General features: G+C 65.9%; 20 protein-coding genes. 6 read left to right on the forward strand and 14 right to left on the reverse strand.

Going from position 1 to position 26,778, the window contains the following annotated elements; genetic code table 11:
* The first annotated feature begins 170 nt into the window (after positions 1-170).
* Complete coding sequence (locus tag DLM85_RS21665) at positions 171-4,628, forward strand: DUF7948 domain-containing protein (protein ID WP_133257194.1); 4,458 nt, start codon at positions 171-173, stop codon at positions 4,626-4,628.
* A gap of 255 nt (positions 4,629-4,883) precedes the next feature.
* On the opposite strand, the gene DLM85_RS21670 is transcribed toward DLM85_RS21665, so the two are convergent.
* The gene (locus DLM85_RS21670) at positions 4,884-6,077 is read right to left on the reverse strand and encodes a class I SAM-dependent rRNA methyltransferase (RefSeq protein WP_111480275.1); all 1,194 of its coding nucleotides are present in this window, start codon (positions 6,075-6,077) and stop codon (positions 4,884-4,886) included.
* 254 nt (positions 6,078-6,331) lie between these two features.
* Here DLM85_RS21670 and DLM85_RS21675 point away from each other — a divergent pair, with 254 nt between their 5' ends.
* Positions 6,332-6,661: a winged helix-turn-helix transcriptional regulator gene (locus tag DLM85_RS21675; RefSeq protein ID WP_111480276.1), complete on the forward strand. Its 330-nt coding sequence runs from the start codon at positions 6,332-6,334 to the stop codon at positions 6,659-6,661.
* 122 nt (positions 6,662-6,783) lie between these two features.
* Positions 6,784-7,266, forward strand: a complete 483-nt coding sequence (locus DLM85_RS21680) for a GNAT family N-acetyltransferase (RefSeq protein WP_111480277.1) — start codon at positions 6,784-6,786, stop codon at positions 7,264-7,266.
* A gap of 98 nt (positions 7,267-7,364) precedes the next feature.
* Here the strand turns inward: DLM85_RS21680 and DLM85_RS21685 are convergent, their stop codons facing one another.
* Together DLM85_RS21685 and DLM85_RS21690 are read right to left on the reverse strand one after the other, a co-directional pair.
* Positions 7,365-7,817: an SRPBCC family protein gene (locus tag DLM85_RS21685; RefSeq protein WP_111480278.1), complete on the reverse strand. Its 453-nt coding sequence runs from the start codon at positions 7,815-7,817 to the stop codon at positions 7,365-7,367.
* 56 nt (positions 7,818-7,873) lie between these two features.
* Positions 7,874-8,539, reverse strand: coding sequence for a hypothetical protein (locus tag DLM85_RS21690; protein ID WP_111480279.1), 666 nt, complete (start codon positions 8,537-8,539; stop codon positions 7,874-7,876).
* A 78-nt stretch (positions 8,540-8,617) separates the two neighbouring features.
* On the opposite strand from DLM85_RS21690, the gene DLM85_RS21695 reads away from it, so the two are divergent.
* Positions 8,618-9,685 (forward strand): aminotransferase class I/II-fold pyridoxal phosphate-dependent enzyme, encoded by a 1,068-nt coding sequence (locus tag DLM85_RS21695; protein WP_111480280.1) that lies wholly within the window; start codon positions 8,618-8,620, stop codon positions 9,683-9,685.
* A 116-nt stretch (positions 9,686-9,801) separates the two neighbouring features.
* Here DLM85_RS21695 and DLM85_RS21700 read toward each other — a convergent pair whose 3' ends face one another.
* The 6 genes from DLM85_RS21700 to DLM85_RS21725 form a co-directional block, all read right to left on the reverse strand.
* Positions 9,802-10,014: a hypothetical protein gene (locus DLM85_RS21700; protein WP_111480281.1), complete on the reverse strand. Its 213-nt coding sequence runs from the start codon at positions 10,012-10,014 to the stop codon at positions 9,802-9,804.
* A gap of 48 nt (positions 10,015-10,062) precedes the next feature.
* Positions 10,063-12,993: a DEAD/DEAH box helicase gene (locus tag DLM85_RS21705; protein WP_111480282.1), complete on the reverse strand. Its 2,931-nt coding sequence runs from the start codon at positions 12,991-12,993 to the stop codon at positions 10,063-10,065.
* A gap of 208 nt (positions 12,994-13,201) precedes the next feature.
* Complete coding sequence (locus DLM85_RS21710; RefSeq protein ID WP_111480283.1) at positions 13,202-14,434, reverse strand: ABC transporter permease; 1,233 nt, start codon at positions 14,432-14,434, stop codon at positions 13,202-13,204.
* 63 nt (positions 14,435-14,497) lie between these two features.
* The gene (locus tag DLM85_RS21715) at positions 14,498-14,815 is read right to left on the reverse strand and encodes a hypothetical protein (RefSeq protein WP_111480284.1); all 318 of its coding nucleotides are present in this window, start codon (positions 14,813-14,815) and stop codon (positions 14,498-14,500) included.
* A gap of 46 nt (positions 14,816-14,861) precedes the next feature.
* Entirely contained in the window at positions 14,862-15,671 is an 810-nt protein-coding gene (locus tag DLM85_RS21720) for a class I SAM-dependent methyltransferase (protein ID WP_111480285.1), read from the reverse strand.
* A gap of 123 nt (positions 15,672-15,794) precedes the next feature.
* A complete protein-coding gene (locus DLM85_RS21725; protein ID WP_111480286.1) occupies positions 15,795-16,208 on the reverse strand; it encodes a ribosome-binding factor A in 414 nt (137 codons plus the stop codon).
* 268 nt (positions 16,209-16,476) lie between these two features.
* On the opposite strand from DLM85_RS21725, the gene DLM85_RS25615 reads away from it, so the two are divergent.
* The gene (locus tag DLM85_RS25615) at positions 16,477-17,901 is read left to right on the forward strand and encodes a hypothetical protein (RefSeq protein WP_165822246.1); all 1,425 of its coding nucleotides are present in this window, start codon (positions 16,477-16,479) and stop codon (positions 17,899-17,901) included.
* 152 nt (positions 17,902-18,053) lie between these two features.
* Here DLM85_RS25615 and rpiB read toward each other — a convergent pair whose 3' ends face one another.
* The 3 genes from rpiB to DLM85_RS21745 form a co-directional block, all read right to left on the reverse strand.
* Complete coding sequence (rpiB, locus tag DLM85_RS21735) at positions 18,054-18,488, reverse strand: ribose 5-phosphate isomerase B (RefSeq protein ID WP_111480287.1); 435 nt, start codon at positions 18,486-18,488, stop codon at positions 18,054-18,056.
* A gap of 144 nt (positions 18,489-18,632) precedes the next feature.
* Positions 18,633-19,508 carry a twin-arginine translocase subunit TatC gene (tatC, locus tag DLM85_RS21740; protein ID WP_341537786.1) on the reverse strand — a complete coding sequence of 292 codons (876 nt, stop codon included), beginning with the start codon at positions 19,506-19,508 and terminating at the stop codon, positions 18,633-18,635.
* 159 nt (positions 19,509-19,667) lie between these two features.
* The gene (locus DLM85_RS21745) at positions 19,668-20,963 is read right to left on the reverse strand and encodes a serine hydroxymethyltransferase (protein WP_111480289.1); all 1,296 of its coding nucleotides are present in this window, start codon (positions 20,961-20,963) and stop codon (positions 19,668-19,670) included.
* A gap of 232 nt (positions 20,964-21,195) precedes the next feature.
* Between DLM85_RS21745 and DLM85_RS21750 the strand changes: the two genes are divergently transcribed.
* Positions 21,196-22,485 carry a tetratricopeptide repeat protein gene (locus tag DLM85_RS21750; protein WP_111480290.1) on the forward strand — a complete coding sequence of 430 codons (1,290 nt, stop codon included), beginning with the start codon at positions 21,196-21,198 and terminating at the stop codon, positions 22,483-22,485.
* Between the two features lie 446 nt (positions 22,486-22,931).
* Here the strand turns inward: DLM85_RS21750 and DLM85_RS21755 are convergent, their stop codons facing one another.
* Entirely contained in the window at positions 22,932-25,475 is a 2,544-nt protein-coding gene (locus DLM85_RS21755; RefSeq protein ID WP_111480291.1) for an autotransporter outer membrane beta-barrel domain-containing protein, read from the reverse strand.
* A gap of 523 nt (positions 25,476-25,998) precedes the next feature.
* Entirely contained in the window at positions 25,999-26,700 is a 702-nt protein-coding gene (locus tag DLM85_RS21760; protein ID WP_111480292.1) for a metallophosphoesterase, read from the reverse strand.
* Positions 26,701-26,778: the final 78 nt, after the last annotated feature.

The following is a 26,778-nucleotide window of genomic DNA, read 5'->3' on the forward strand; positions in this document are numbered from 1 at the left end:
TTCGGCACTTCGGTTTGAAAAGCGCCGCCCAGCAGATATGTTTACCCTAGGCCAACCAGCTTATTACCAATAGTATAATTCCAGTCCGTGAAACATAATTCTTTCCATATGCTTCCGTAGCGCTGCTCGTTTCGTCCTGCCCGCCTCACCTGTTGCATCCTGACCTGCTTATGATTCGAACGATTACCCGCTTTTTCCTGCTTGCTGGATTGTGGCCTCTCACGGCCCGGGCCGCCGACCCGGCTGAGCGGCTGACCTTTATCGAAAACCGCGGGCAATGGGCCGAACCCGCCCGCTACGCCGCCCAGCTCAGCCCGGCCGCCCGCGTGTTTGCCCGGGCCGACGGGCTGACCTACGTGCTGGCCGCCGGGCTGCCCCAGCACGCGCCGCGCAAGGGGCAGGAGCCGCCGGGCGCCGCCAACCAGCCGCTGACGGTGCACGCCGTGCGGGTGGAGTTTGAGGATGCCGTGGCCGGCGCCGCGCTGGCCGCCGAGGAGCCCGCCCCCGATACCTACCACTTCATCCACGGCAGCGAAAGCCGCCGCTGGGCCGCCGACGCCCGCGCCTGGCGGCAGCTGCGCTACCGCCAGCCCTGGCCCGGCACCGACGTGGTGCTGAAGGAAAACGCCGCGCATCAGCTGGAATACGACCTGCTGCTGGCCGCCGGCGCCGACGCTACCCGGCCCCGCCTGCGCTACCACGGCGCCGAAAGCCTGCGCCTCGACGCGGCCACCGGCAACCTCATCGTGCAGACCGCCGCCGGGCTGCTGACCGAGCAGCGGCCCCGGGCCTGGCAGCTCGACGCCCGGGGCCGGCCCCAGCCCGTGGCCTGCGCCTTTCAGCTGCAGGGCACCACGGTGAGCTTCCGCCTGGGCCTCTACGACCACACCCGCCCGCTGGTCATCGACCCGGTGGTGCAGTTTGCCAGCTACACCGGCTCGGCAGTGGAAAACTGGGGCTTCGCCTCCACCTACGACGCGCAGGGCAACCTCTATACCGCCGGCGTGGCCTTCGACCCGGGCTTCCCCGCCACCACCGGCGCCTACCAGACCACCTTCGCCGGCAACATCGACGTGGCGGTGATGAAGTTCGTGGCCGGTAGCACCGGCCCTGCGGCTCGGGCCTGGGCCACCTACCTGGGCGGCAACAGTGCCGATTTTCCGCACAGCCTGCTCGTCAACGCCCGCGGGGAGCTGCTGCTGCTCGGCTCCACGGCCTCGGGCACCTACCCCACCACCACCGGGGCGCTGGGGCGCAGCTTCCGCGGCGGCCCGGCCATTTCGCCCTACGGCACCAGCCTCTCCATCACGCTCACGGCCGGCACCGACCTGGTGCTCACGCGCCTGAGTGCCAGCGGCGGCCGGCTGCGGGCCAGTACCTACCTCGGCGGCTCGGGCACCGACGGCCTGACCAACCCGCTGGCCGCCGCCCCGCGCCTGGCCCACAACCACGGCGACCCGTTTCGCGGCGACCTGGCCCTGGATGCGCAGGGCAACGTGTACGTGGCCACTACCACCAGCAGCCCCGACTTTCCGGGCCTGGGCAGCGCCTACCGCGGCGGCCTCTCCGACGGCGTGGTGATGAGCCTCGACTCCAGCCTGAGCCGGGTGCGCTGGGCCACGCCGCTGGGCGGGCAGGGCGCCGACGCGGCCTACTCCCTGTTCCGCGAAGAAGCCACCGGCGACTTGCTGGTGGCCGGCGGCACCACCAGCCCCAACCTGGGCGGCGTGGCGGGCGGCTACCGCCCCGCCCTGGCCGGCGGCGTCGACGGCTTCGTGGCCCGGCTCACGGCCGGCGGGGCGCTGACGCAGTCGACCTACCTGGGCACCGGCAGCTACGACCAGGCCTACTTCGTGCGGCGCGGCGGGCCTACGAATCAGGTGTACGTGCTGGGCCAGACGCTGAGCAACAACACCTGGCCGGTGGCCAGCACCGGCCGCTACGGACAGAGCAACGGCCACCTCTTCCTGCAGCAGCTGGCGCCCAACCTGCGCACGGCCGGCTTTGCCACCCTGCTCGGCGCGGGCCGCCCCACCACCGACATTTCGCCCACGGCCTTCGATGTGGACTGCGCCGGGCGCCTGCTGCTGGCGGGCTGGGGCGGCGGCATCGACCCGAACAACGGCTCGACCCTGGGCCTGCCCGTGAGCAGCAACGCCTTGCAAAGCACCACCGACGGCAACGACTTCTACCTGATGCAGCTCTCCGACGAGGCCCGCACCCTGGACTACGCCTCGTTCTACGGCTCCGCGGCCGACGACCACGTGGACGGCGGCTCCTCGCGCTTCAACGCCCAGGGCACGCTGTTTCAGGCCCTGTGCGCCTGCAACCAGGGCGCGGGCACCGGCATTCCGATACCGGCCGGAGCCAATTCCTACCAGACCACCAACGGCTCGGCGCACTGCAACAACGCCGCCTTCAAGCTCGCCTTCGTGGCCGGTACCGGCACCGCTCCGGCCGATACGCTGCTGGTGTGCGCCCGCGGCGGCGAAGTGCCGCTGGGCGGCTCGCCGGCGGGCGGCACCTGGAGCGGCCCGGGCGTGACGGGCTCGGTGGCCGCGGGCTTCACCTTCCTGCCCGATACCACGCTGGTGGGCACCCAGCTGCTCACCTACACCAGCCCGCTGACAGGCCTTTGCGCCGGCACCAGCACCCGCTACGTACGGGTGCTGCCCCAGTCCCTGGCCCGCCTCACGGCCCCCGCCGATACCATCTGCCTGCAGCCGCAGGGGCCGCCGCCGGCGCTGGTGCCGCTGCAGGGCTCCCCGGCCGGCGGCACCTACCGCGGCCCGGCCGTGACGGTCACCGTCACCGGCGCCACCTTCGACCCGGTGGCGGCTGGCCCGGGCACGCACCTGCTGAGCTACACCGTGCCGGGCGGGCGCTGCCCGGCCGTGGGCGTCAAGCGCATTGTGGTGCTGGGGCGCCGCTTCGTGGATGCCGGCCCGCCCCGCAAAGCCTGCCTGAACGACCCGCCGACGCCGCTGTTCGGCGCGCCGGCCGGGGGCATCTGGACGGGGCCGGGCGTGACGGGCAACAACACCTCGGGCTACTACTTCACGCCCAACCTGGCCGGCCTGGGTACGCACGTGCTGCTGTATGCCTTTCCCGGCAACCGGCGCTGCCCCATGCCCACCGATACGCTCCTCGTCAACGTGCGCCCGCCCGGCGGCGTGGCCCTCGTGCCCCCCGATACGCTGCTGTGTACCAGCAGCGGCCCCATCCGGCTGTGGGGCGGGCAGCCGGCGGGCGGCACCTGGAGCGGCCCGGGCGTGACGGGCTCGGTGGCCGCGGGCTTCACCTTCACGCCCACCGCGGGCATGACGGGGATGCTACCGCTGAAGTACACCGCCCCGGATACCAGCCAGCGCACCTGCCCGGCCCAGAAAGTGCGCCTGGTGCAGATTGGCACGGGTACGGCGGTAACGCTGTCGGCCCCGCGCACCCTGGTGTGCGCCTACTCGGGCCGCGTGCCGCTGCAGGCCACCCCGGCGGGCGGTACCTGGACGGGCGCCGGCGTGTCGGGCTCGGCCGCGGCGGGGTATTTCTTCACGCCCAGCCCGGCGCTGGCCGGCAATCAGGTGCTGTCGTACGCCGGGCCCGCGTCCTCCCTGCCCGGGCAGTGCCCCGGCAGCGGGCAGCTCACCATCGGCGTAATCGTGCCCCCCGCGGTGGAGTTCGAGCCTGTGCCGCCGGTGAGCTTCTGCGTGGGCGTGCCCCCGCACGGGGTGGTGCTGGCGGCCACGCCGGTTGGCGGCACCTTCAGCGGACCCGGCGTGAGCGGCAACCGCTTTAACCCGGCCCTGGCCGGGCCGGGCCGCCACACGCTCACGTACGCGGTCAACTTCGGGGCCCTGCTCGGCATCGACTGCCCGGTTACCGTCACGCAGGAAGTGGAAGTGCTGCTCTTGTCGCCCATCAGCCTGCCCGCCGATACCGTGCTCTGCCTTGATCTGAAGCCCTTTCAGCTGCGCGCCCAGCCGGCCGGCGGCACCTGGAGCGGAGTGGGCGTGACGCCGGCGGGCCTGTTTACCCCGCCCGCCGCGCCCGGCACCAGCGTGCTGACCTACACCCTGCCCGGTGGCTGCGGCGCGCAGCCCTACCGCGTGACGGTGCCCGCCGACCTGACGCCTACCGCCCGCTGGACAAACCCCGCCTGCCAGACTACGGAGGTTGCCCCGCGCCTGATTCGCTTTGAAGCCACCGGCCCCACGGCCGGGCAGCTCAGCTGGGACTTCGGCGACGGCACGCCCCCGGCCACGGGCGCGGTGGTGGAGCACCAATACCTCACGGCCGGCACGTTTCAGCCTCGCGTCGGGCGGCCCGGGGCGGGCTCCGGCCCCTGCACCACCCAGCTCACGCTGCCGCCGGTAGCGGTGCAGGCGGCTTTTCTGCCCAACATCATCACCCCGAACGGCGACGGCGACAACGATACTTTTCGGCCGCGGGTGGGCGGCTGCCCGGGCCAGCTGCAGGTGTTTTCGCGCTGGGGCAACCAAGTGTATGAGCGCCGCGACTACCAGGGCGAATGGGACGGCGGCCGGCTGCCCAACGGCCTTTACTACTACCTGCTCCGCGCCCCCGACGGCGGCATCACGGCCAAGGGCTGGGTGGAAATCGTGCGCTGAGCCGGCCTGAATCCTGACGCAAACGGGGCGCAGCCATGACGGCTGCGCCCCGTTTGTTTGTCGGCCTGAACTGACGGCCCGGCTGGGCTGGAGCGCCCGGCAAACGGCAAAGACTGGTTCGCGCACGGGGTAGCGCGGGCTTTAGCCCGCGCCCGATTGGCCGACGTCGTTTGGGAGGACGTTGTTCGGGCGCACGCGGGCTAAAGCCCGCGCTACATCCTGCCTGCTTTCTGTTTTGCCGACCCGCTTTACGCCCTAATCCACGGCCAGCACCAGGCCTTTCAGGTACTCACCCTCGGGGTGGAAGAGGCTGACGGGGTGGTCGGCGGGCTGGGTGAGGCGGTGCAGAATGCGCGCCGGGCGGCCCGCCTCGATGGCGGCGGCCATGATGGCACCTTCGAACAGCTCCATGCTCACTACCTGCGAGCAGCTGAACGTGAACAGCAGGCCGCCGGGGGCAATCTGCTTGATGCCGGCCACGTTCAGGCGCTTGTAGCCCATCAGCGCGTTGTGGCGGGCCGAGAGGTGCTTGGCAAAAGCCGGCGGGTCGAGCACGATGAGGTCGTACTGGTTGTGGCGGTCCTTCAGGAACGTGAACACGTCCTGGGCGTAGGCTTCGTGCTTGTCCTGCAGCCCGCTCAGCTCGGCGTTGCGGTTGGTCAGCTCGATGGCCTTTTTGCTGGAATCGACGGAGTGCACCAGCTCGGCGCCGGCCTGCAGGGCGTACACTGAAAAGCCGCCGGTGTAGCAGAACGTGTTCAGCACGCGACGACCCGGGGCGTAGCGGGCCAGCAGGGCACGGTTGTCGCGCTGGTCGATGAAAAAGCCGGTTTTCTGGCCCGTTTCCCAGTCCACGGCGAAGCGGTGGCCGTTCTCCTCCACCACGTGCTCCTGGCCGCTGCTCTGGCCAAAGAGGTAATCATTCTGGGCCCCGGGCGCGGCTTTGGCGGGCACAGTTTCGCTACTCTTGTCGTAGATGGCGCGCAGGCCGGGCACCACCTGCTGCAGCGCGGCGGCAATGTGCGGGCGGGCCTGGTACATGCCCGCGCTATGGGCCTGCACCACGGCCACGTCGCCGTACACGTCGATAATCAGGCCGGGCACCCCGTCGCCCTCGGCGTGCACGAGGCGGTACACGTTGGTGGCACCCTGGCCGGTCAGGCCCAGGCTGTGGCGCAGCCGGTAGGCATTGCCCAGCTTCTCGACCCAGAAGGCCTCGTCGATGGGGGCCGCGTCGCCGAAGCTGAGCATGCGCACGGCAATGGAGCCGGGGGCGTAGTGCCCCTGGCCCAGCAGCTCGCCGTTGTGGGCGTACACCGTCACCACCTGACCCTCCACCACTTCGCCCTGCAGGCGGGCTATGGCACCCGAAAACACCCAGGGGTGCAGGCGACGCAGGGATTGATCTTTACCGGGCTTGAGGGTAACGGAGGCAGCGGGTTGAGGCATAGACGAGGCAAACGCGAACGAAGGACCGCAAAGTTCGCCAACCGCAGCCGGACGAGCACGCCGCCCACCGGAAATCGGGGGGCAGACCCCAGATTTTGAGCCAAAAAGAGTCGATTTCCAGGGTCGGACCCTCGATTTCAAGCTAAAGCAGATCGATTTCGAGGGGCAGACCCTCGATTTCGGACCAGCCCGAACGGGTGACGGGCTCGGCGGGTGGCCGCCACTGCCACGGGCGTTTTGCGTACACTCGCGGCATGGACAACCCCATCGACGCGCTGGTGCATTGCATCAAGGGCAAGCACAAGGCCGACGTCCTCATTTTCCTGAACCCGCAGCCCCGCCGCTTCAGCGAGGTGCGCCGCCACCTGGGCGCAGCCGTCAGTGAACGGATCCTGACCAAGCAGCTGCGCGAGCTGGAAGCCGCCGGCCTGGTGCAGCGCGAGGTATTTCCGGAGGTGCCGCCGCGCGTCGAGTACAGCCTGACTCCGCACGGCTACACCCTGTGCCCGGTGCTCAAGCAGATGTGGCACTGGGGCCGCAGCCACCAGCGCGGAAAAATGACGGCCTCGGTGAGTGCCAACTAAGGCCCCAGCGGCGCTTTCGGCCCAAAACTTACCCCGCTGTAAGTAGCCCGCCGCCGGGGTGCGCTCTTGCGCGGTGCCCGGCGGCGGCCGTCCTTCGCGGCCTCATTTTATTTTTCCCGCCGATGACCACGCCCGACGCTTCCGTCGAAATTCTACCCTACGAGCCCGCCCACCAGGCCGCCTTCCGCGACCTGAACGTGGAGTGGATTACGCGCTACTTCGTGCTCGAAGACCTGGACCGCCGCATGCTCGACGACCCCGAGGGCTACATCTTGCGGCCCGGCGGCCACATCTTCATGGCCCGGCACATGGGTAAGCTGGTGGGTACCTGCGCCCTTATCAAGGAGCACGGGGGCGTGTACGAGCTGGCCAAGATGGCCGTAACGCCCGCCGCGCAGGGTCTGGGCATCGGCTGGCTGCTGGGGCAGGCGGCCATTGCCCAAGCCCGCGCCATCGGCGCCCAGGAAATCGAGCTGCTCTCCAACCGCAAGCTGGCCCCCGCCCTGAGCCTGTACCGCAAGCTGGGCTTCCAGGAGGCGCCGCTGCCCGCCTCGGAGTACCAGCGCGCCGACATCCGCATGGTGCTGCCGCTGCGGGGGATGTAGCGCGACCTTTTAACTTGCGTATTTCAGCCCAATGGCCACCTGAATGTCAGCAGGATACGTGAGCTAAAAGGGCGCGCTGCATCGACCTTCGGCTCGCCCTACCGGCCCACGCCGAAATACCGCCGGTAGATGGGCCGCCGCCAGGCAAACTGCGCCCACACCGCGGGCCGTAGCAGCGCATCGAGCAGGGGCGAGAAGGTGCGGTACTCCAGGTCTTCCACAATGACGCAGCCACCGTTTGGACCGGCTTCGAGCAGGTGGCGGTGCCGCCAGAAGCGCAGCGGGCCGGGCAGCTCTTGGCCTTCATCCACGAAGTAGCGCCCGCCGCCGGGCAGCTCGCCGTGCTCGGTGATAAGCGAGGTCCAGCGCCCGAAGCTCAAGGGCCCCAGGTGCAGCTCGATTTCCACCACGTCGCCGCGCTGGCAGCCGTCGAAGCGCCGCAGGCGCATCCGGGGCAGGGGCGGGGCCAGGTCGAGGAAGAGCTGGCGGGTGAAGCCGGCCCACACCTCGGCGGGCGACTGGGCAACGGGGGTGCGGAGGAGCAGGCGCATGGTACAAGCGGGTGAAAAGCGCACAGAATTGGCAGCGGCCAGGCGGCACCGCCGTCTTACTGAAACGGCGAATCCGGCCGTAGTGCCCGAGGTTCCAGCCCCAGCCGCCCGACAAACATCCGCTCTAATATCCCGGGCAGCTCCTGATAGTTGACCGTGCCGGGCTGCCGCCGAAGCTGCGCGTAGTTTGTGGTAAGCAACTGCTCCACCAGCTCCCGGACTGTCGTTACCGCCAGCTCCCGGCCGAGCCAGGAGGCCAGACGGATGCCGCCAATCGCGCCGGCCAGCCCGGCCAGCCCAGCAACCGGGGAGAAGAACAGCCCAGCTATCGACAGTAACAGCAGCCCCAACAGACTCGCCACTATCCAGCCGCGCGGCTCCAGCAGCCGCACCGATAGACCCAGCGCCTGTTCCAGCCGGGCCACCTGCTGCCGACGCTGCGAGCGAGGCAGCAGGGCAGCCAGGGGCGTAGTCGGCGCAAAGTCGGCTGAGGCGGCGGGTACCACCGCCCGGAAAGCGGCGCGCAACCGATAAAATGCCTGTTGAGACGTGCAGGTATCGACGTGGGGCTGGCGGAGTCGGCGGGCTACTACGTCGCAGAATTCGCCGAACGTGGCCACCCGCGCCAATTCATTCTGGGCAAACAGAATGGCGAAGGTGCTTTCCACTTCCAGCAGCATGTAGTGGAGGTCTTCCGGGTCGGTATTGCGCAAATCGTCCATCGGGCGGCGGGTAAAGGGCCTGTGCAAGTATACCATCGAAGCCCTAGTTTTGGCCACGTCCCGCTTTTCCGCCCTGCCATGCTCTCCGTCGACCACCTGCCCGGCCGCACCTTACTGGCGCCCGATGGCCGCCAGTACCTGTTCTGCAGCGGGACTGGCTACCTCGGCACGGCCCGCAACCCCGGCTTTGCTGCCCTGCTGGCCGAGGGGCTCAGCCGCTACGGCACCAATTACGGCGCCTCGCGCCACGGCCCGCTGCAGCTGCGCGTCTACGACGAAGCCGAGGCCTTCCTGGCCGCCTGGGTGGGCCTGCCGGCGGCCCTCACGGTATCGTCGGGTTATCTGGCGGGGCAGATGGCGGTGAAGGCCCTGGCCCGCGCCGGCCGCTTTGAGTACGCCCCCGGCACCCACCCGGCCGCCTGGCTTACCGAGCACCCCGCCCCCGTAGGCACCACCCGCTCCTTCGACGACTGGGCCCGGCACCTGCTGCGCCGCCTGCGCCACGAAACGCCCGAGCCTGTCGTCATCGTCACCAATTCCCTGGACCCGCTGCGGGTGCAGCGCTACGACTTCCAGTGGACCCGCGAGCTGCCCGCCGACCGCCCCGTCACCCTGCTCATCGACGACTCGCACGGCCTGGGCGTCATCGGCCCCGACGGCGCGGGCATCCGGAGCGAAATCGAAGTACCGCCGAGCGTGCGGCTGGTTGTCGTCAGTTCCCTGGCCAAGGCCTGCGGCGTGCCCGGCGGCGTGGTACTGGCCGATCAGCGCTTCATCGAGGAGCTGCGGCGCAGTGCGTTTTTCGGCGCCTCTTCGCCGGTGGTGCCGGCCTATCTGCATGCCTTTGTGCAGGCCCAGCCGCTGTACCGCGCAGCGCGGGTGCAGCTGATGGCCAACGCGCAGCAGTTCGGGGAGGCCACGGCCGGGCTTAAGCTGTTTCAGTCGGCGCCCGGCTTCCCGGTATTCTTCGCTTCGGATGCCGCGCTGGCGCCGTTCATGGAGCAGCGCGGCGTGCTGATTTCCAGCCTAAACTACCCCACTCCGAACGACCCGCCGATTACTCGCGTAGTGCTATCGGCCCTGCATACCCGCGAAGATGTAGCGCGGGTAGCGGAGCTTAGTGCGGAATTCACGGCGCAACGGTAGCCGTAACGGAAAGCCGTTCATGCTTGCGCGCTGCGCCGGTATGCTGTTGCGGCCAGGTTTGCAGGCTTGGTTTCTACCGACAACCTGTGTCGAAGCCCTTACAACTCAATGCCCCGCTACTGCGGCAAAAACCAGTGGATGTAGCCGCAGCTGGCGCACACGTAGCAGCGCGCCGAGGGGTTGGTCCATTCCAGGTCGAAGAAGGTGGCCACGGCCGTGTGCAGCTGCACGTCGCGGCCCCAGAAGGCGTCGTGGCGGCACACCTGGCACTGCAGGCGCTGCCCGTTGATGGCCACGTTGGTGGGTTCGGATTCGCTGAATAAGCCCATCGGGAAAGAGTAGTTAATAGGCCTGCTAGTTACGACGCCGGCCGCATTCTACCCCAACAGCTCCTCGATATCCTCCTTGGTCAGCGTCTTGATGATGGCCTCGTCGGTGGTTATCAAATCCGACACCAGCTGAATCTTGCGGTTCTGCAGGGCCAGGATTTTCTCCTCCACCGTACCCTTGGTGATGAACTTGTAGGTGAACACCGTGCGCTCCTGCCCGATGCGGTGGGCGCGGTCCACGGCCTGGGCCTCCACGGCCGGGTTCCACCACGGGTCGAGGATGAACACGTAGTCGGCCGCCGTCAGGTTCAGACCCACGCCGCCGGCTTTCAGGCTGATCAGGAACACGCGCAGGTCCTCCGTTTCCTGGAAGCGGGCCACTTCCTTCTGCCGGTCGCGGGTGTTGCCGTCGAGGTAGGCGTACTCGATCTGCTTTTCGTCGAGCGCGTGCCGCACGATTTCCAGGTGCTTCACGAACTGACTAAACACGAGCACCTTGTGCCCCTCCGACACCACATTGCGGATCATGCGCACCACCTCGCGCAGCTTGCCCGACTCGTGCTCGTAGTCCGCGTCGGCCATGCGGGGGTGGTTGGCAATCTGGCGCAGCTTGGTCAGCCCTTGCAGCAGCATAAACTGGGTGCTGGCCGTGCCGTGCTCCTCAATGCTCTGCAGAATCTTGTTGCGGTAGTAGCTTTTGGTTTCCTCGTAGCAGCTTTGCTGCTCCTCGGTCATGCGGCAGTAGCTCAGGTTCTCAATCTTCTCCGGCAGCTCGGTGGCCACCTGGGCCTTGTGCCGGCGCAGGATGAAGGGCTTGATGAGCGCGTGCAGGCGCTTGGTCTTCACCTCGTCCTTTTCCTTCTCGATGGGCTTGAGAAACTCCTTGCGGAAGAAAGCCTGAGAGCCCAGCAGCCCGGGGTTGATAAACGACATCTGCGACCAGAGGTCCATGGTGCTGTTTTCCACCGGCGTACCCGTCAGGATCAGGCGGTGGCGGGAGTGCAGATGCCGCACCGCCTGCGAGGTCGTCGACGAGGGATTCTTAATGGCCTGCGACTCGTCCAGAATCACGTAATCGAACTTGTAGGCGCGCAGCAGCTCCGCGTCGAGCCGGACGATGCCGTACGAGGTCAGGATCAGGTCGTAGTCGGCAAACTGCTCCACGTTCTTGTCGCGGTAGGTGCCGGTATAGGTCAGGATGCGCAGGTTCGGGGTGAACTTCTGCGCCTCGCTCAGCCAGTTGTACACCAGCGAGGTAGGCATCACCAAGAGCGACGCCGCGCCGCCGGCCGCGCCGCTTTCCACCCGCTGCATCAGCATGGCCAGCGTCTGAATGGTTTTGCCCAGGCCCATGTCGTCGGCCAGGCAGCCGCCGAAGTGGTAGTCCTGCACGAAATGCAGCCAGTTGTAGCCCGCCTGCTGGTAGGGCCGCAGCGTGCCGCGGAAGCCCGCCGGCAGCGGCTTGTCCTCCACCACCTCGAAGCCGCGCAGCTTCTCCAGCTTCCTGGACATGGTCACCGTGGCCAGGTTGCCGTTTTCCAGGTCCGACACCAGCGCGACGTGGTGCTTCTTGAGCGTGAGCGAGTGATGATGCTCCTCCGAAAAGGCAAACAGCTCCAGGTACTGCGTAAACCACTCCTCCGGAATGATGGCAATTTGCCCGTTCGGGAGCTTGAACTCGTGGCGCTTCTGCAGGATGTAGGGCCGTAGCTTCACGAAGGGAATTTCAAACTCCCCGAAGCGCACCGTGCCGTGAATGTCGAACCAGTCGTTGTTTTCGGTGATGCCGACGTTGACGGTGACCGTGCCGATAAAGTAGTCCTTGCCCGACGAGGAGCCCTGCTGCACCGTAAAGCCCAGCCGGGCCAGTTCCTCGGCGTGCGAGTGCAGCCACTTGAAGGCGGTGGCTTTTTCGAGCACGGCGCGGCCGTTGCGCACTTCCAGGGCGCGGTCCTGCAGCTCCCGAATGAACACCTGCTCGTTTTCCAGGTCCCGAATCAGGCGGTGAAACACGTAGGAATCCGAGGTTTTTTCCAGCTGCACGCTCACCCGCTTGTCGTGGTTGCGCACGATGTGGTTGCCGTACTGAAAGGCCACGTCGAAATGAATCTGCTCTCCGCTCGCGTCGGTGATGGTGCTGCGGCGGCTGTCCTCCGGCGCGTCGTAGCCGATGCCGGCGGGCACGTCGGAGAAGATGAGGTGGGGCTTGGCCTGGTAGCGCTCCGAGCGGATGTCGAAGCCGCGGGCGTGCACGTCGAACGACTCCACCAGGGGCGCCACGAAGCGCTGGTAGTAGCTGTCCTCCACCTGCCGCGGAATGATGATGAACTTCTTCGTCAGGAAGGGGCTCAGCTTTTTGCCGTCCACCTCGTTGCGGAAGTTGTGGAGCACCCCGTCGAGCAGCATCCAGGCGGGCTGGCAGCACACCATTACCGCGTCGCGCTGCTGAAAGTCGAGCCGCTGCCCGCGGTACTGAATGGTGGGGAAGTAGTGGGTATTCTCGGGGTTGCGGCGGAAATGGAAGAGCACCGAGGCCGGTTCGGGCGCCACCTGGATTTCCTTCCAGGTCGGCTCGCCGTCCTTGCCCATGATAAACACCAGCTTGCCCTGCAGCCGCTCCAGGATCTGGCCCATGCGGTTCTGCACGTACTGGCTGATGCGCTCCTGCAGCGCCTTGTCGCCCTTCTCCTGGTCGTACTGCTTGAGGAAGAAGTCGGCCGGGGTCGTCTTCTTGGCCCAGAATTCCTTGATAACCGCGTCCTGCTGAATCTGGTCGGTCAGGGCAATCAGCTCGAAGTCGCGCGCGTCGAGGCCGTCGGCAAATTCCGCCGCGTTCATGGCCGACACATTCTGGTGCTGCAGCGTCAGCTGGCCCTTGGGGCTGAGTTGAACGACGTAAGACTCAAACAGGTAGCCTAGATACTCGTGCGCAAGCAGCGAGTAAACTATTTGAAAAGGCTGTGCGGTAGAAACCTTCATAGCAGCAGCAACAAAGCAACGTCGAATGTAGGAACAAATGCTAAAATCCCGACTTTTTCGGAAAAAGTAAAATAAATTCTAACAATAATTATATTAATTTCATAAGCTACTGATTATCACCGCGTAAAAGACAGGTTATCCCGGCCAATTACCCCAAAAAAGCCCCAAAGGTTGCGTTTCAGCCACCGAAATTTGGCGGGCAGCGCGGCTAAAGATTCTCGCGCAGGTCGATTTGCGGCGCGTTCAGCGCGGGCCGGATGGATACGGCAATGGTAATGAACACGATGGCCACGCCCACCCACAGCACGTCGGAGGCCTGCATTTTCACCGGGTAAGAGTCGACCACGCTGGTGGCCATGCCCATCGACACCAGCCCGAAGCGCTGCTGCAGCCAGCAGATGCCGACGCCCAGCGAGAGGCCCACCACCGCGCCCACCTGGGCCACGATGGCGCCTTCCATCAGGAATACGCGCCGGATGATGTTGGGGGTGGCGCCCATGGCCATCAGCACGGCCACGTCCTTGCGCTTGTCGATGACCAGCATCGAGAGCGAGAAGAAGATATTGAGCGAGGCAATGAGTAGAATAAAGGCGAAGGTGATGAACACGAACATCTTTTCCACTTTGATGGCTTTGAGCAGCGACACGTGCTGCTCGTCGGAGTCGAGCACGGCGTAACCGGGGCCGAGCACCTGCTTGAGTTCGGCCTGTACGTCGGCCAGGGGCCGTTTCGGGCCCACTTTCACTTCCAGGGCAGTGCGGCGGTTGTCGTAGCGCAGCAGGCGCTGGGCAAAGCCCAGCGGCACGAAGATGTAGCTGTCGTCGACGTGCTGCTCGATGGAAAAGACACCACCGGCCAGAATGGGCTCCTGGTTGAAGGCCGTTTCGGGGTTGATGCTCAGCGTTTTCTTGCCCGGCGTGTTGCGCGGGTAAAGCAGCAGCAGGGGCGCAAAGCGGTTTTCGAGGGCAATGCTGAGCTCGTGCTGCACGCCGGCCCCGATCAGGGCAAAGTCCTCGCCGTTGCGGCGCAGCTGGTGGGTGCCGTCGACGATGGCCGAGTCAATTTCGCTTTGCTGGTAGTAATTCTCCGACACGCCCTTCACCTTCACCACCATCTGCCGCTCGTGGTAGCGCAGCAGGGCGTTGTCCTCGATGACTTCGGTAACGAGCTGCACGCCGGGCACGGACCGCAGGCGGCCCACCAGAAAGGCATCGACCGGGAAAGACTTGCCCTGTACGGCGGTGATTTTCAGGTCGGGGTCCGACTTGCCGTAGAGCGAGCGGACGAGGTCTTCGAGCCCGTTGAACACCGACAGCACGATGATCAGCGCCATCGTTCCCACGGCCACCCCGATCATCGAGATGTTGGAAATGATGCTGATGATGTTGCGCTTTTTCTTCGAGCGGAAGTAGCGCCAGGCTATCAGGAAGGGAACGTTCAAGGTGGGGAGCGGCGAAACCGGGAGTTAAGAGTGGGCTTGTCAACGGACAAGCGGCCCGGCGGGTTAGCTGGCGCGGCGCATAAAGTCTTCGAGGCGGCGCAGGCGTTCTTCGTGGTCGGCCAGCCGTTCGGCAGCTTTCAGCTCCCGCACCTCGGTTTTCACACTACTGACTTCCGTTTTCACCTCCACCAGTTCCGCCTTGATGCCCTGCAGATGATTGAGCACGGCAATGGCGAAGTTGTTGAAACCTGCGTCACTACGCTCCATTCGCGTCAGCACCTGCGTTTGAATTTCGCTCTGACGCTTCAACTCGACGCTGTGCTGCTGCAGTTGAGTCAGAATGTCAGCAATGATTTCGGAATAGTCGTGATGCTCGGCCATAGGATAGGGTACGTTAGTTGGTCGCCCAAGATACGCGCCCGGCGGCCTACTTCCAGGCCTTCACAATCAGGCCGGTACCGGAGTCGTGGCGGGAGGTGCTGTCGAGCCAGTTCAGCACCAGGCAGAGCGGGAAGACGGCCAGGTAATAGAACGGCAGCAGGATGAAAAACGCCTTCGACACGCCCAGCATCAGGATGGGCCACTTCATGGAGAGGCGCCAGGAAATCTGGCCGGGCAGGCCGTAGGAGTACATGGCCTCGATGCGGTCGAAGCCGGCTTTGCGCAACTTCTGCTGGATTTCGTCGATGTTGTAGCCGTCGCGCACGTGCTCCTCGATGAAGCTGGCGTCGTCGGCGCCGTGCACGTCGGAGCCGCCCTGGTCCGAGGGGGTGCTGATGATGAGCATGCCGCCGTCCTTGAGGGAGGCGTGCAGGTTGGTCATCACCTCCACGTCTTCCAGGATGTGCTCCATCACGTCGATGCTCAGGGCGAGGTCAAACGAGTTGGGCTGCTGGTAGAGCACCAAATCCTGCACCGCGAACTGCACGTTGCGCCGCCCGATCTGGCGGAAGAAGTTGTTGCTGTCGGCCACCTGCTCGTCCTTCACGTCGACGGCCAGAATCTGCCACTTCTCACTCAGGCCCGACAGCCAGTAAGTGTACTGGCCATAGCCGGCGCCGGCGTCGAGAATGTTCTGGGGCTGGTCGTGGCGGCCCTGGGCCCACTGGCGCAATTCGCGGTGTACGTGCCAGGTACGGAGCAGCAGCAGGTCGAGCAGATTGTAAAACAGCCGGCGCAGCCAGGGCGTGCGGTTGAACACGTTGCCCAGGGAGCGTTTGATCGGGTCGTAGTGCAAGGGGAGGAGATGGTGAGATAGTGAGATGGTGAAATGGTGAGTTTGATGTTCGGAAGGCCGGTACCGCGCAGACTGCGCAGCCAGAACGGCACTCACCATTTCACCATCTCACCATTTCGCCGCTTAGTCTTCGTCGGCGAAGAGGCGCGGGCGCTGGGGCTGGTCGTCGTCTTCGGGTGGCACGGGCGGAATGTTCAGGTCCGAAATGACCTTGTCCATGTGCGTGGCGTAGGCGGCCGAGTTGTCGAGGAAGAAGCGCAGGTCGGGCACTACGCGCATCTGGTTGCGCACGCGCTTGGCCAGGGCGAAGCGGATGTCCTTGGTGTGGTCCTGAATCAGTTGCACCTGCTCCTGCGGGTTCTGGGCCAGCAGCACGCTCAGGTACACGCTGGCCACGCCCAGGTCGGGGCTCACGCGCAGGGCGGTGATGCTCGGCGGCAGGGTGCCGGCGAAAAGGTGCGGCATATCGCGCCGGAACACCTCGGCCAGCTCTTTAGTGAGCAGGCTGGCGAATTTCTGCTGTCGTTTGCTATCCATAGAATGTGCAAAGGTAAAAGGAGTTTAAGAGTTAAGGAGTTTGGGAGTTATCGAGTTTCGACGGGGGAAGCGCTTGCGGAGCCGAGTCGGGGCCAGCGCCCGGCGCCACGAGGGCGCCGGGCCTGGTCGGCCGCCCGACTGCCATGCGTGCGCGGCGCAGTGGTGGCGTTACCTTTGGTGGACGGAGTGGTGAGCCGCCGGGCGTCGCTGACTGGGCGGCTGTCCCCTCAACTCACACCCTCCTAAACTCTTTAACTTCCAAACTGCGTTGCTCGAGTTTTTCCGAAGTACGCTGCCCACGCGCCTGGTGCTGCTGATTTTGCTGGCCCTGGGCCTGCGCCTGCCGCTGCTGTGGCTGGGCGAGGTGCCGCTGAGCCTGGCCGAGCTGCGCGGCTGGCTGGTGGGGGAGCGGCTGCACGCCGGCGCCCTGCTCTACCGCGACGTGTACGACCACACGGCCCCGCTGGCCGCGGCCGTCTACGCCCTGCTCGACCTGGCCCTGCCGCGCTCCTGGTTTCTGTACCGCCTGCTGGCCCTGGTGCTGGTGCTGGCGCAGGGCATCCGGCTGAACCAGGTGCTGAACCGCTACAACGTGCACCCCGAGCGCGGCTACCTCGCGGCCCTCACCTACGTGCTGCTGGCCAGCGTGTCGGCCGAGCTGGATACGCTGTCGCCGCTGCTGATCGGGCAGACCTTCGCCGTGTTTGCCCTCAGCGCCCTGCTGCCCACCACGCGGGAGGGCTACGACAGCAGCCGCCTGTTTCGGGCGGGCTTTCTGCTGGGGTTGGCCGCGCTGTGCTTTCTGCCGCTAGCCTGGCTGCTGCTGCTGGGTTTGTTTGCCGTTATCAGCTTTGCGGCCAACACTTTCCGCAGCTTTCTGCTGCTGCTCTGCGGTTTTGCCTTCCCCTACGCGGCCGTAGCCACGTTTTTCCTTTACACCGACGCGCTGCCGCAATTTCGGCAGCTGCACCTGGAGCCCATGCTCAACTGGGCCGCCGCCGCCGACGCCCTGCCCGCCCGGCTGCAGCTGGGTTTGCTGGTGGTACCGGGCGTGGTCATTGCGCTGGCGTTGCTGCGCATGTTCACGTCTTCGCTGGGCCTGGTGTTTCAGGTGAAGTTTCAGCAGCTGATGCTGGTGTGGCTGGCCGTGGCGCTGGTTCTCGGGGCGGCGCTGCGGGGGCTGGCGCCGGGGCTGCTGGCGGTGCTGCTGGCGCCGGCCGCGTACTTCGGTTTGTTTTTGTGGCAGCGCACCAAGCGCCTCTGGATTGCCGAGGTGCTGCTGCTGGCCGTCATCGGGGCGGTGGGGGCGGTGCGCTACCGCTCGGTGCTGCCGCTGGAGGCGCTGCTGCACCTGCCCAAGGAAGCCGACTTCGCCGCCAAGCCGGACCCGCGCTACGCGGTGCTGCGCGGGCAGCAGGTGCTGGTGCTGGGCCTGAACCGCCGCATCTACGTCGACAACTACGCCGGCACGCCCTACGTGGACTGGCCCCTGGCCCGCCGCGACTTCCGCCACCTCAACGAGTACACCGCCGTGGTGCGCCTGGCCCAGAACCTGCCCAACCCGCCCACCTACGTCATCGACGAAACCGGCCTGCTGCCCGAGCTGCGCTACAAGCTGCCCCACATCTTCGGCCGCTACGAGCGCACCGGCACGCCGCGGGTATTTCGGCTAGGCGGTGAGGTGGTGAAATAGTGAGCGGGTGCGTTTGACGTTTTGATGATCCTAAATGCGTAAAGAGCCCCGGCAACTGTTGTTGCCGGGGCTCTTTGCTTTGCGGGTGCTATCCGGGAAATCGTGCCACTGGGACGTCAACTCACCAGTTCGCTATTTCACCATCTCACCACCTAGCACGCGTCAATCTTGCCGACGCGGGTCTGGTGGCGGCCGCCTTCGAAGGCGGTATTCAGGAAGTCGTGGGCAATCTGCTTGGCCGCGTCTTCGCTCACGTAGCGGGCGGGCAGGCAGAGGATGTTGGCGTTGTTGTGCTGGCGGGCCAGCTGGGCCAGCTCGGGCAGCCAGGCAATGGCGGCGCGTACGCCCTGGTGCTTGTTGGCCGTGATGCACACCCCGTTGGCCGAGCCACAGATCAGAATGCCCTGCTCGAACTCGCCCTGGGCCACGGCCGCGGCCAGCGGGTGCGCGAAGTCGGGGTAGTCGGCCGACTCGGCGGAGTAGGTGCCGAAGTCCTTCACATCGTAGCCCTGTTCGGCAAGCCAGGGCTTGAGCAGTTCCTTGTAGGCAAACCCGGCGTGGTCGGAGCCGATGGCGAGAGGTTTCATGGAATGAAATGTGGTTGAATGGGATGGAATGTGCGGAATGTGGGAAATGAATCAAAAGGAAAATGTGCTGAAGTGCCTGACCGTTTTATCGACTCCAGCACATCAGCACATTTTTCACATTCAACCACATTTTCACATTAATCGTCAGGCCACGCCCTGATTATCGGCCAGTTGCTGATTCAGCCGGCTCACGTCCTTGCGGCGCACCACGCGGGCAATGTGGATGCTCAGCTCGTAGAGGGCCAGGATGGGCAACGTCACGATAAGCTGCGACGACACGTCGGGCGGGGTGATGATGGCCGCGATGATGAGGATGACCACAATGGCGTGCTTGCGGTACATGCGCATGATTTCGTGGGTAATCAGCCCGGCCTTGGCCAGGAAGAACACAATCATGGGCAGCTCGAACACGAAGGCGCACGACAGGGTCATCGTGGTCAGCGTGGAAAGGTAGCTCTGCAGGTCAATCTGGTTTTCGATGGTCGGGTCGACCACGTAGCCGGCCAAAAAGTTGATGCTCAGCGGCGAGGCCACGTAGTAGCCGAACAGCAGCCCGCACACGAACAGGATGGACACGAAGAACACCGCCCCGCGGGAGTTGGCCCGCTCGTGCGGGTACAGCCCCGGGCTGATAAAGCGCCACAGCTCCCAGAACAGGTACGGAAAGCCCAGCACCAGCCCCACCGTAAACGAAGTGCTCAGGTGCATGGCCAGCTGCCCGCTCATCTCGCGGTTCTGAATCACGAAGCCCACGTCCGTCATGCACAGGTCGGGCGCGCTAATCAGCTTCCCGACGCGGCAGAACATCTGGTAGGTCCAGAAATCGGGCCGCGAGGGGCCCAGAATCAGGTCGTGAAACAGGAAGTCCTTGGCCAGAAAGGCGGCGGTGGCAAACACCAGCACCGCAATGGCGGCCCGGATGATGTGCCAGCGCAGCGCCTCCAGGTGGTCGATAAAGGACATTTCAGCCCCTTCGGCCGCGGCGCGGTTCTGCTGAAATTTTTGGGTAGGAGACTCCAAGGGAGTTTATGAGTTAAGGAGGGTAAGAGGGTAGGAGTTGCCGAGGATACCAAGTCGTGAGTTGCGGCGTCCGGCTCTCGGCGGAGTAGATACGCAGTGGTTCGGGGAACAGATGGCCCCCGCCCGCTTCAACTCATAAACTCATACCCTCCTACCCGCTTAAACTGTAAAGAGCGGCCGCTCGCTCATCAGGGCGTTGACCTGGCGGCGGACTTCCGCGATGCGCGCGTCGTTTTCGTGGTTCATCAGGGTCTGGTCGATCAGGTCCACCACGGTGTCCATGTCGGCTTCCTTCAGGCCGCGGGTCGTCACGGCGGCCGAGCCGATGCGCATGCCCGAGGTGACGAACGGCGACTTGTCGTCGAAGGGCACCATGTTCTTGTTGATGGTGATGTCGGCCTTGATGAGCGTGTTTTCGGCCAGCTTGCCGGTCAGGCCCTTCGAGCGGAGGTCGATGAGCATCAGATGGTTGTCGGTGCCGCCCGAAATGATCTGGTAGCCGCGGTCCACGAAGCCCTTGGCCAGCGCCTGGGCGTTCTTGATGATCTGGCGGGTGTAGTCGGCGTACGAATCCGTCAGCGCCTCGCCGAAAGCCACGGCCTTGGCGCCGATGACGTGCTCCAAGGGGCCGCCCTGGGTGCCGGGGAACACCGCCCCGTCGAGCACCGACGACATCAGGCGGATTTCGCCCTTCGGCGTCTTCAGGCCCAGCGGATTCTCGAAGTCCTTGCCCAGCATGATCAGGCCGCCGCGGGGGCCGCGCAGGGTTTTGTGGGTGGTCGTCGTCACGATGTGGCAGTGCTCAAACGGGTTGTTGAGCAGGCCCTTGGCAATGAGGCCGGCCGGGTGCGAAATATCGGCCAGCAGCAGGGCGCCCACCTCGTCGGCGGCTTCGCGCAGGGCCTGGTAGTCCCAGTCGCGGGAGTAGGCCGAGGCGCCGCAGATGATGAGCTTGGGCTGCTCGCGACGGGCGGTTTCCTTTACCTTCTGCCAGTCGATCAGGCCGGTTTCGCGTTCCACGCCGTAGAACGAGGGCTGGTAGAGCTTGCCGGAGAAGTTCACCGGCGAGCCGTGCGTGAGGTGGCCGCCGTGGCTCAGGTCGAAGCCCAGAATCTTGTCGCCGGGCTTGATGATGCCCAGCATCACGGCCGCGTTGGCCTGCGCGCCGGAGTGCGGCTGCACGTTGGCCCACTCCACCCCGAACAGCTCCTTCACCCGGTCGATGGCCAGCTGCTCGATCTGGTCGACGATTTCGCAGCCGCCGTAGTAGCGCTTGCCGGGCAGGCCCTCGGCGTACTTGTTGGTCAGGATGGAGCCCTGCGCCTGCATCACCTGCTCCGAGACAAAGTTTTCCGAAGCAATGAGTTCCAGGCCGTGGGTTTGCCGTTCCTTCTCCTGGCGGATCAGGTCAAACACAACGGTATCGGGGGCGAGGGTACGGGTCGTGGTTTCCATGCGCCAAAGGTAGGCAGCCGCCGATGAGGAACGAAGCCGCCGCCAGCAGCAATTGCCGGACCCGTCCGCCCATTGCCCATCAAAAAGCGCGGATATTCGGGCCGCTGCCCGCCCTGTCGTATCTTATTGGCTAACCGAAAGCCTACCTCAGCCGTTATGACGCCGGACCCGCCGCCGCGTGCCCCCGTTTCGGGCATCTCGTTCCTCCTACCTTGACCTTCCTTCGCCTCCCGTGAGCACCCCTCTCTCGGCCAACCTGGCCCGCCTGCGCACCGGCACCCTCACGCCCCTGACCGACTTCTACGGGCAGCAGCGCGACGTTTTTGCCCGCTGGGCGCGGCGGCAGTTCGGCACCCCGGCCGACCAAGCCCACGCCGTGCTGCGCGAGCGGCTGCTCACGTTCTACGACGAGGTCAACGACGGGCGCCTCACCAGCTGGCCCCCCGACCTGCGCGCCCACCTCTACGGCGCCGCGCGGCAGGTGCTCACGGCCCGAGCCACCAACACCGCCCTGCCCGCCGAGGCCCCGCTGCCCACCGCCGAGGCCGAGCGGCGGCAACTGGTGCTGCGCACCTTGCTGCAGCTACCGCCCGACAGCCAGCTGGTGCTCCATCAGTTCTACTTCCGCGGCTCCAACTTCGAGACGCTGGCCGGCAAGCTCGGCTACGCCAACGCCGGCGTGGCCCGCCGCCAGAAATCGGAAGCGCTGCGCAAGCTGTTCGAAGCCCTGAACCGCGCCGGCGCGGGCGGCACCGCCGAGCTGCTGGCCCACCTGCCCGCCGTGGAGCGCAGCTCCGACGGCGTGCTCGACCCCGCCGGGCAGGACGAGTTCGATGCCCAGCTGCTCGTCGATGGGGAGCTGCGGCAGGCCTGCCTGGCCTATGAGCAGTATACCGCCGACCTGCGCTGGGCGGCCGGCCGCGAAAACCTGCGCCTGCGCCTCGACTCCCTGGACCGGCGCGTGGCCCAGCGCACGGCCGCCCAGCAGCGCATCCGCCAGCGCCAGCAGCGCCAGCGCCTGCGCCTGGGCCTGGTCGGGGCGGGCGTGCTGGCCCTGTTGATTGCGGCCGGGGTGCTCTTCTGGCCCCACCGCGACAACAACGCCCGTGCCTGGCAAGCCTACGACGCGCCCGACCCCGGACTGTCGGCCGCCCAAACCGATGGCCGCCCCCTGCTGGCCCAAAGCATGCAGCTTTACCGCCAGGGCAGCTACCCCGCCGCCCTGCACATGCTGCGCCGCCTGCCCGCCACGGCCCTCGGCCAGGACACCTTCCTGTACTACAACGGGCTGCTGCTGCTGCGCCAGGAGCAGCCCGACCAGGCCGAAAGCTACTTCCGGCGCGTGAGCCGCCTGCCCGGCTCGGCCCTGACCGGCCGGGCACAGTACTACCTGGGCCTCAGCTGCTGGCAGCAGCAAAAGCTGCCGCAGGCCCGCGCCGCCCTGGAGCAAGCCGCCCAGAGCCCCGGCAATCCGTATCGGGACAAAGCCCGCGGTGCCCTGCGCAGCGGTGCCCTGCGCTGATGCCCCGCTACGGCCCCAACAACACCGTCGCGCGGCTTTACGGGGCTTGCGCGCGGCCTAAGCAGCCTTCTGTGTCGTCTTAGGGCTCATCCCTATGGCTCGCAGCCTTTAAGTGCTGCTGCGTAGCGTTTAAGAAGGCTTCCCCAGCCTTTTAGGGGCCTTACGCAGCCTCTGACTACTGTTCCGCGCCGCCTTGGGAAGCTTCCGCAGCGCTTAACCGGTGGTCCATACCCGCTGGCTGGTCCTCGGTGCTGCTTTGCTCTTCTTCCGCGGTGGCCAGGCACGCCGCCACAGCTGCAGCCGGCGCCCTCCTAAAACAATAAACCCGTCTGGAGCGGCAGATGCCCCGGACGGGTTTCCCTTCAACCAACCAAGATTATAGTTGTCGGTTACGAGTTGTCAGTTGTTGGTCTGTTCTGACAACTCGTAACCGACAACTGACAACTCTATTTCCGCACCACGCGCTGCTGGTAGCGCTGCCCGTCGACGGAGGCGGTGAGCAGGTAGTTGCCGGCGGGGCACTGCGGGGCCACGCGCAGGCGGGCCGGACCGGCCATTACCTCCTGCTGCTGCGTCCACACCACGCGGCCCAGGGCGTCGGTCAGGGTGAGCACGGCGTTGCCCGAGCCGGGCGCCAGCAGTTCCACGTCGAAAGTTTGGTCAAACGCGGTGGGGAAGGCGGCCAGCGTCGGGCGGTTGTCGAAGCTGACGGTGCGCGGGCCATAGTAAGTTTCGCGCCCGTCGCGGTCCTGCTGGCGCAGGCGGTAGTAGCGCAGGCCCTGCTTGCTGGTTTCGGTGTCGACGTAGCGGTAGTCGCGGGCCACGGTGGCGTGGGGCGTGGGGCTGGCCACAAAAGCCAGCTGCCGGAAATGGTGCCCGTCGGTGGACACTTCCACGGCGAAGCCCCGGCTGTTTTCCTCGACGGCGGTGCTCCACGTCAGCACGGCGGCCTGCTGCTGGCGCTGGGCGCGAAAAGCCGTCAGGCCCACCGGCAGCACCACGTTCTGCTCGCCCAGCGTCCAGCGCGAAAAGCCGTCGACACCGCTGAGCTGGGCAAAGCCCGGGCCGCTGCTGCTGATGCCCTTGTACTCCCAGGTACTGCCGCCGTTCGTCGATTTAAAGAAGCGCAGGTCACTGGCCGTCAGCCCGTTCAGCTCGTTGCTGCGGTAATCGAAGCGCATGTCCACGTCCAGCCCGGTGCTGATGCCCGCCGTGATGTCGAAGTAGCGCTTGAGGGCAGGCGTGCCGTTGATGGTGGCGGCCGGGCCGGTGGTACGCACCACGGTGGTCAGGCCCGGCAGCAGGGAGCCGGCGGCGGGCGTCAGCGTCAGGCCCACGTTGCCGAAGATTTCGGCCTGGCCGCTGCGGGGCGTGCGGCGGGCTTCCACCCGGCCCAGCACGTAGCTGGCGGCCGTTTCGGTGAGCAGGGCGTCGGCGTTGAGGCGGATTTTGTTGGGGCCCGTGTCGAGTATGCCGCCGTTCATCACCAGGTTGTTGGCCAGGATCAGGTCGTCGCTGAGGGTTTTCACGCCCGCGCCGCGCACTTCCAGGTTGTAGTACAGCCCGCCGCCCACGAGCTGCGGGCCCGCGCCCGTCAGCAGCACGCCGCCGGTGGTGCAGCTGAATACGCCGGTGTTGTTCAGGTCGCCTTTCACTTCCAGATTGCCCAGCGTCTGGGCAAAGGCGCCGGAGTTGGTGAAGTCGCCGTTGACGATGATGTCGCCGCCGGTGTGGTTGAGCGTGCCCTGAATGGTGAGGTTGCCCGTCACCACCGTCTGCCCGCTCTGAATGCTCATCACCTGCCCGGGCGCCACCGTGAAGCTATTCAGCACCGTCTGGGCCTGCGACACCAACGAATTCACCCCGTCGGTGCCGTTGTTGGTCACGGCCGCTACGGCGTTGGCCGTCAGCTCGCTGCGGCCGCCGGTCAGCAGCAGGGCCTGGAAGGCCTGGGTGCCGGGCTGCGAGAGGCTGATGTTGCGCACCACGTTGTTTTCCACCACGTTGGCCGCCGAGCCGGTGCCCGCGCCGCAGCTCACCACCACGCCCTTGAAGTCCTGCGCGCCGGCATTCACCCACACGGCCCCGCCCGCCTGCGGTCCGGTGCCGCCGATGTAGTTGCCGCTCACGGCGTTGTTATCAGAGCCCGCGCCGGCCAGGAAGCTGATGGCCGTCTGAGCCGTAGTGGGCGCCGTGGGCAGTGAGTAGTAGAAGCTGTTGTCGCGAATAATCCACCCGTCGCCGTTGCCGCTGCTCACTTTCACGCCGCACTGGGCGTAGTTGGCCAGCTCGTTGCTGAGCAGGGCCACCCGGTCGTTGGCCGCGCTGCCGCTGCCGGCGGCCGCGTATACCAGGTTGGCCGGCAGCAGGCCGCTGCCGGCCTGGCCCAGGTAGTTGCTTACCAGCGTATTGTCGTCGTTGCCGAGGCTGCTGCCCCCATCGAGTTCGACCACCCCGCCCGCGAGCGAGGCGTTGTTGCCGAGCAGGCGGGCGTCGCGGATGGTGATGTTGCGGGCGTCGGCGGTGAGGGCCACGGCGGGCTGGGCCGTGCCGGGCTGCTGCACCGTCAGCTGGCGGGAGCTGCTGCCGTTGTGCCCGCTCAGCGTCACGTAGCGCGTGCCGCCCCCGAAAGTTACCGTGCCGTTGATGACCACGCTGGTAGCGCCGGCCTCGGGCTTGATGGTGAGCGTATTGACGGCACTGCCCACGCGGGCAATCAGCACGTTTTCGTCGAAGGTGCTGCCGCTGGTCAGCCGCAGCTCGTAGGGGGCCGGGAGCGTGGCGGGCACCGCGGCCAGGGCTTGGGTGAGGGTGGCATAAGTGCCGCCGGTACCGACGCGGTATACCACCGGGGCCTGGGCCTGGGCCCGCTGCACCAGCAGCAGCACCAGGGCCGAGAGCAGCAGCAGCCACATGGCCAGCGAGGCCTGGTGGCGGGTGACGCCAGCGGCGCGGCCGGAATTATCAGGAGAGGGTAACGTTTGTTTCATGGCTCAGAAGGGCAGGAGGCTAGGTTCAGTCAGGGCAAAGGGGTAGCGGCCGACGGTTGAAAGCGCGTCGGAAGCGGCCGGGCTGAGCGTGGTAAGCACGCAGCCCGGAGCGGGAATCACCAGAAAGCGGAGGGGAAAGTAGTTAAGCTACCATAGGCAGACACCGGAAAAGTAACATTATGTCACTGCCATAACCATATGACAGCTAATGTCACTAACCAAATATAAAGGGCGGTTCTACGAATCCTATATTGGGAATAATATTTTTTAACATTATTGATTTACCGTCCCACTTCGCAGCTAAAAAACCGGGCTCAATACGCCCTTTACAAGCCCCGTTTCCATTTTCAGCAACCGTGTGCGCCTCGGGGCAAAATTTACTGATGCTGGGAAGCAAGGCCAAGCTGCTTCTAGCGAAACTATATAACTATTACAATATCAAACACCACCCCAATTGCACCAACATCTTCATCAAATCAAACTCAGTGCTTCCGCAGCCCGTCCGGGGGCTTGCCGCGCCGCATCAGCCCCGGCGCGCAATGGGGTATGCCGGCTCGATGTTGGGCTGCAGCGTCAGCTCCCAGGTATCGAGGTGGAGGGCCGCCAGGTGGCACAGCTCGGGGTTGTGGCGGTACACGCAGCCGGTGTCCAGGTCGATGGCGCCGCTACGCTTTGCTACCTGCTCACGCAAGTGAGCCACGGGTTTGGGGTGGTGGCCGTGCAACAGGCGTTTGCCCTGCAGCCGCGAGGCATCAAAGACGAAATTCTTGATGTTGAGCATGGAATGCTGGTCGTGGCGCATCTCGTCGGGCGGCAGGCGAAAATTGAAGCCGGCGTGGACGAGCACGAAATCGGGCAGCTCCAGCGACAGGGGCAGGGCTTCGATCCAGCGCAGGTAGGGCTCCGGAATGTCCTGAGTATGCGTCACGCCGAAGCTGCCCAGGGTCATATTCTGGTCGGCGGGCGAGGCCCAGCTGGCCAGGGGGCGCCGGCCGCGGGCGGCTTCGAGCAGCTCCAGGTCGTGGTTGCCGAGCACGCAGGGCACGTGGTAGCCGTCGGCCTGCAGCTGCATCAGGTAATCGAGCACGCCGCGCGAGTCGGGGCCCTTGTTGACGAAGTCGCCGAGCACGTAGAGCGTATCGGCGCGGGTGAGCTGCAGCCGCTCCTCGACGAGGTGGCGAAACGAGTGCAGGCAGCCGTGCAGGTCGGTGGTGGCGTAGCGCATGAGCTTCGGGAGGTAGGAGGTAGGAGGTAGGAGGTAGGAGGTAGGAGGTAGGAGGTAGGAGGTAGGAGGTAGGAGGTA

Origin of the sequence: Hymenobacter edaphi (assembly GCF_003258365.1) — a bacterium.
Classification (GTDB): Bacteria; Bacteroidota; Bacteroidia; order Cytophagales; family Hymenobacteraceae; genus Solirubrum; species Solirubrum edaphi.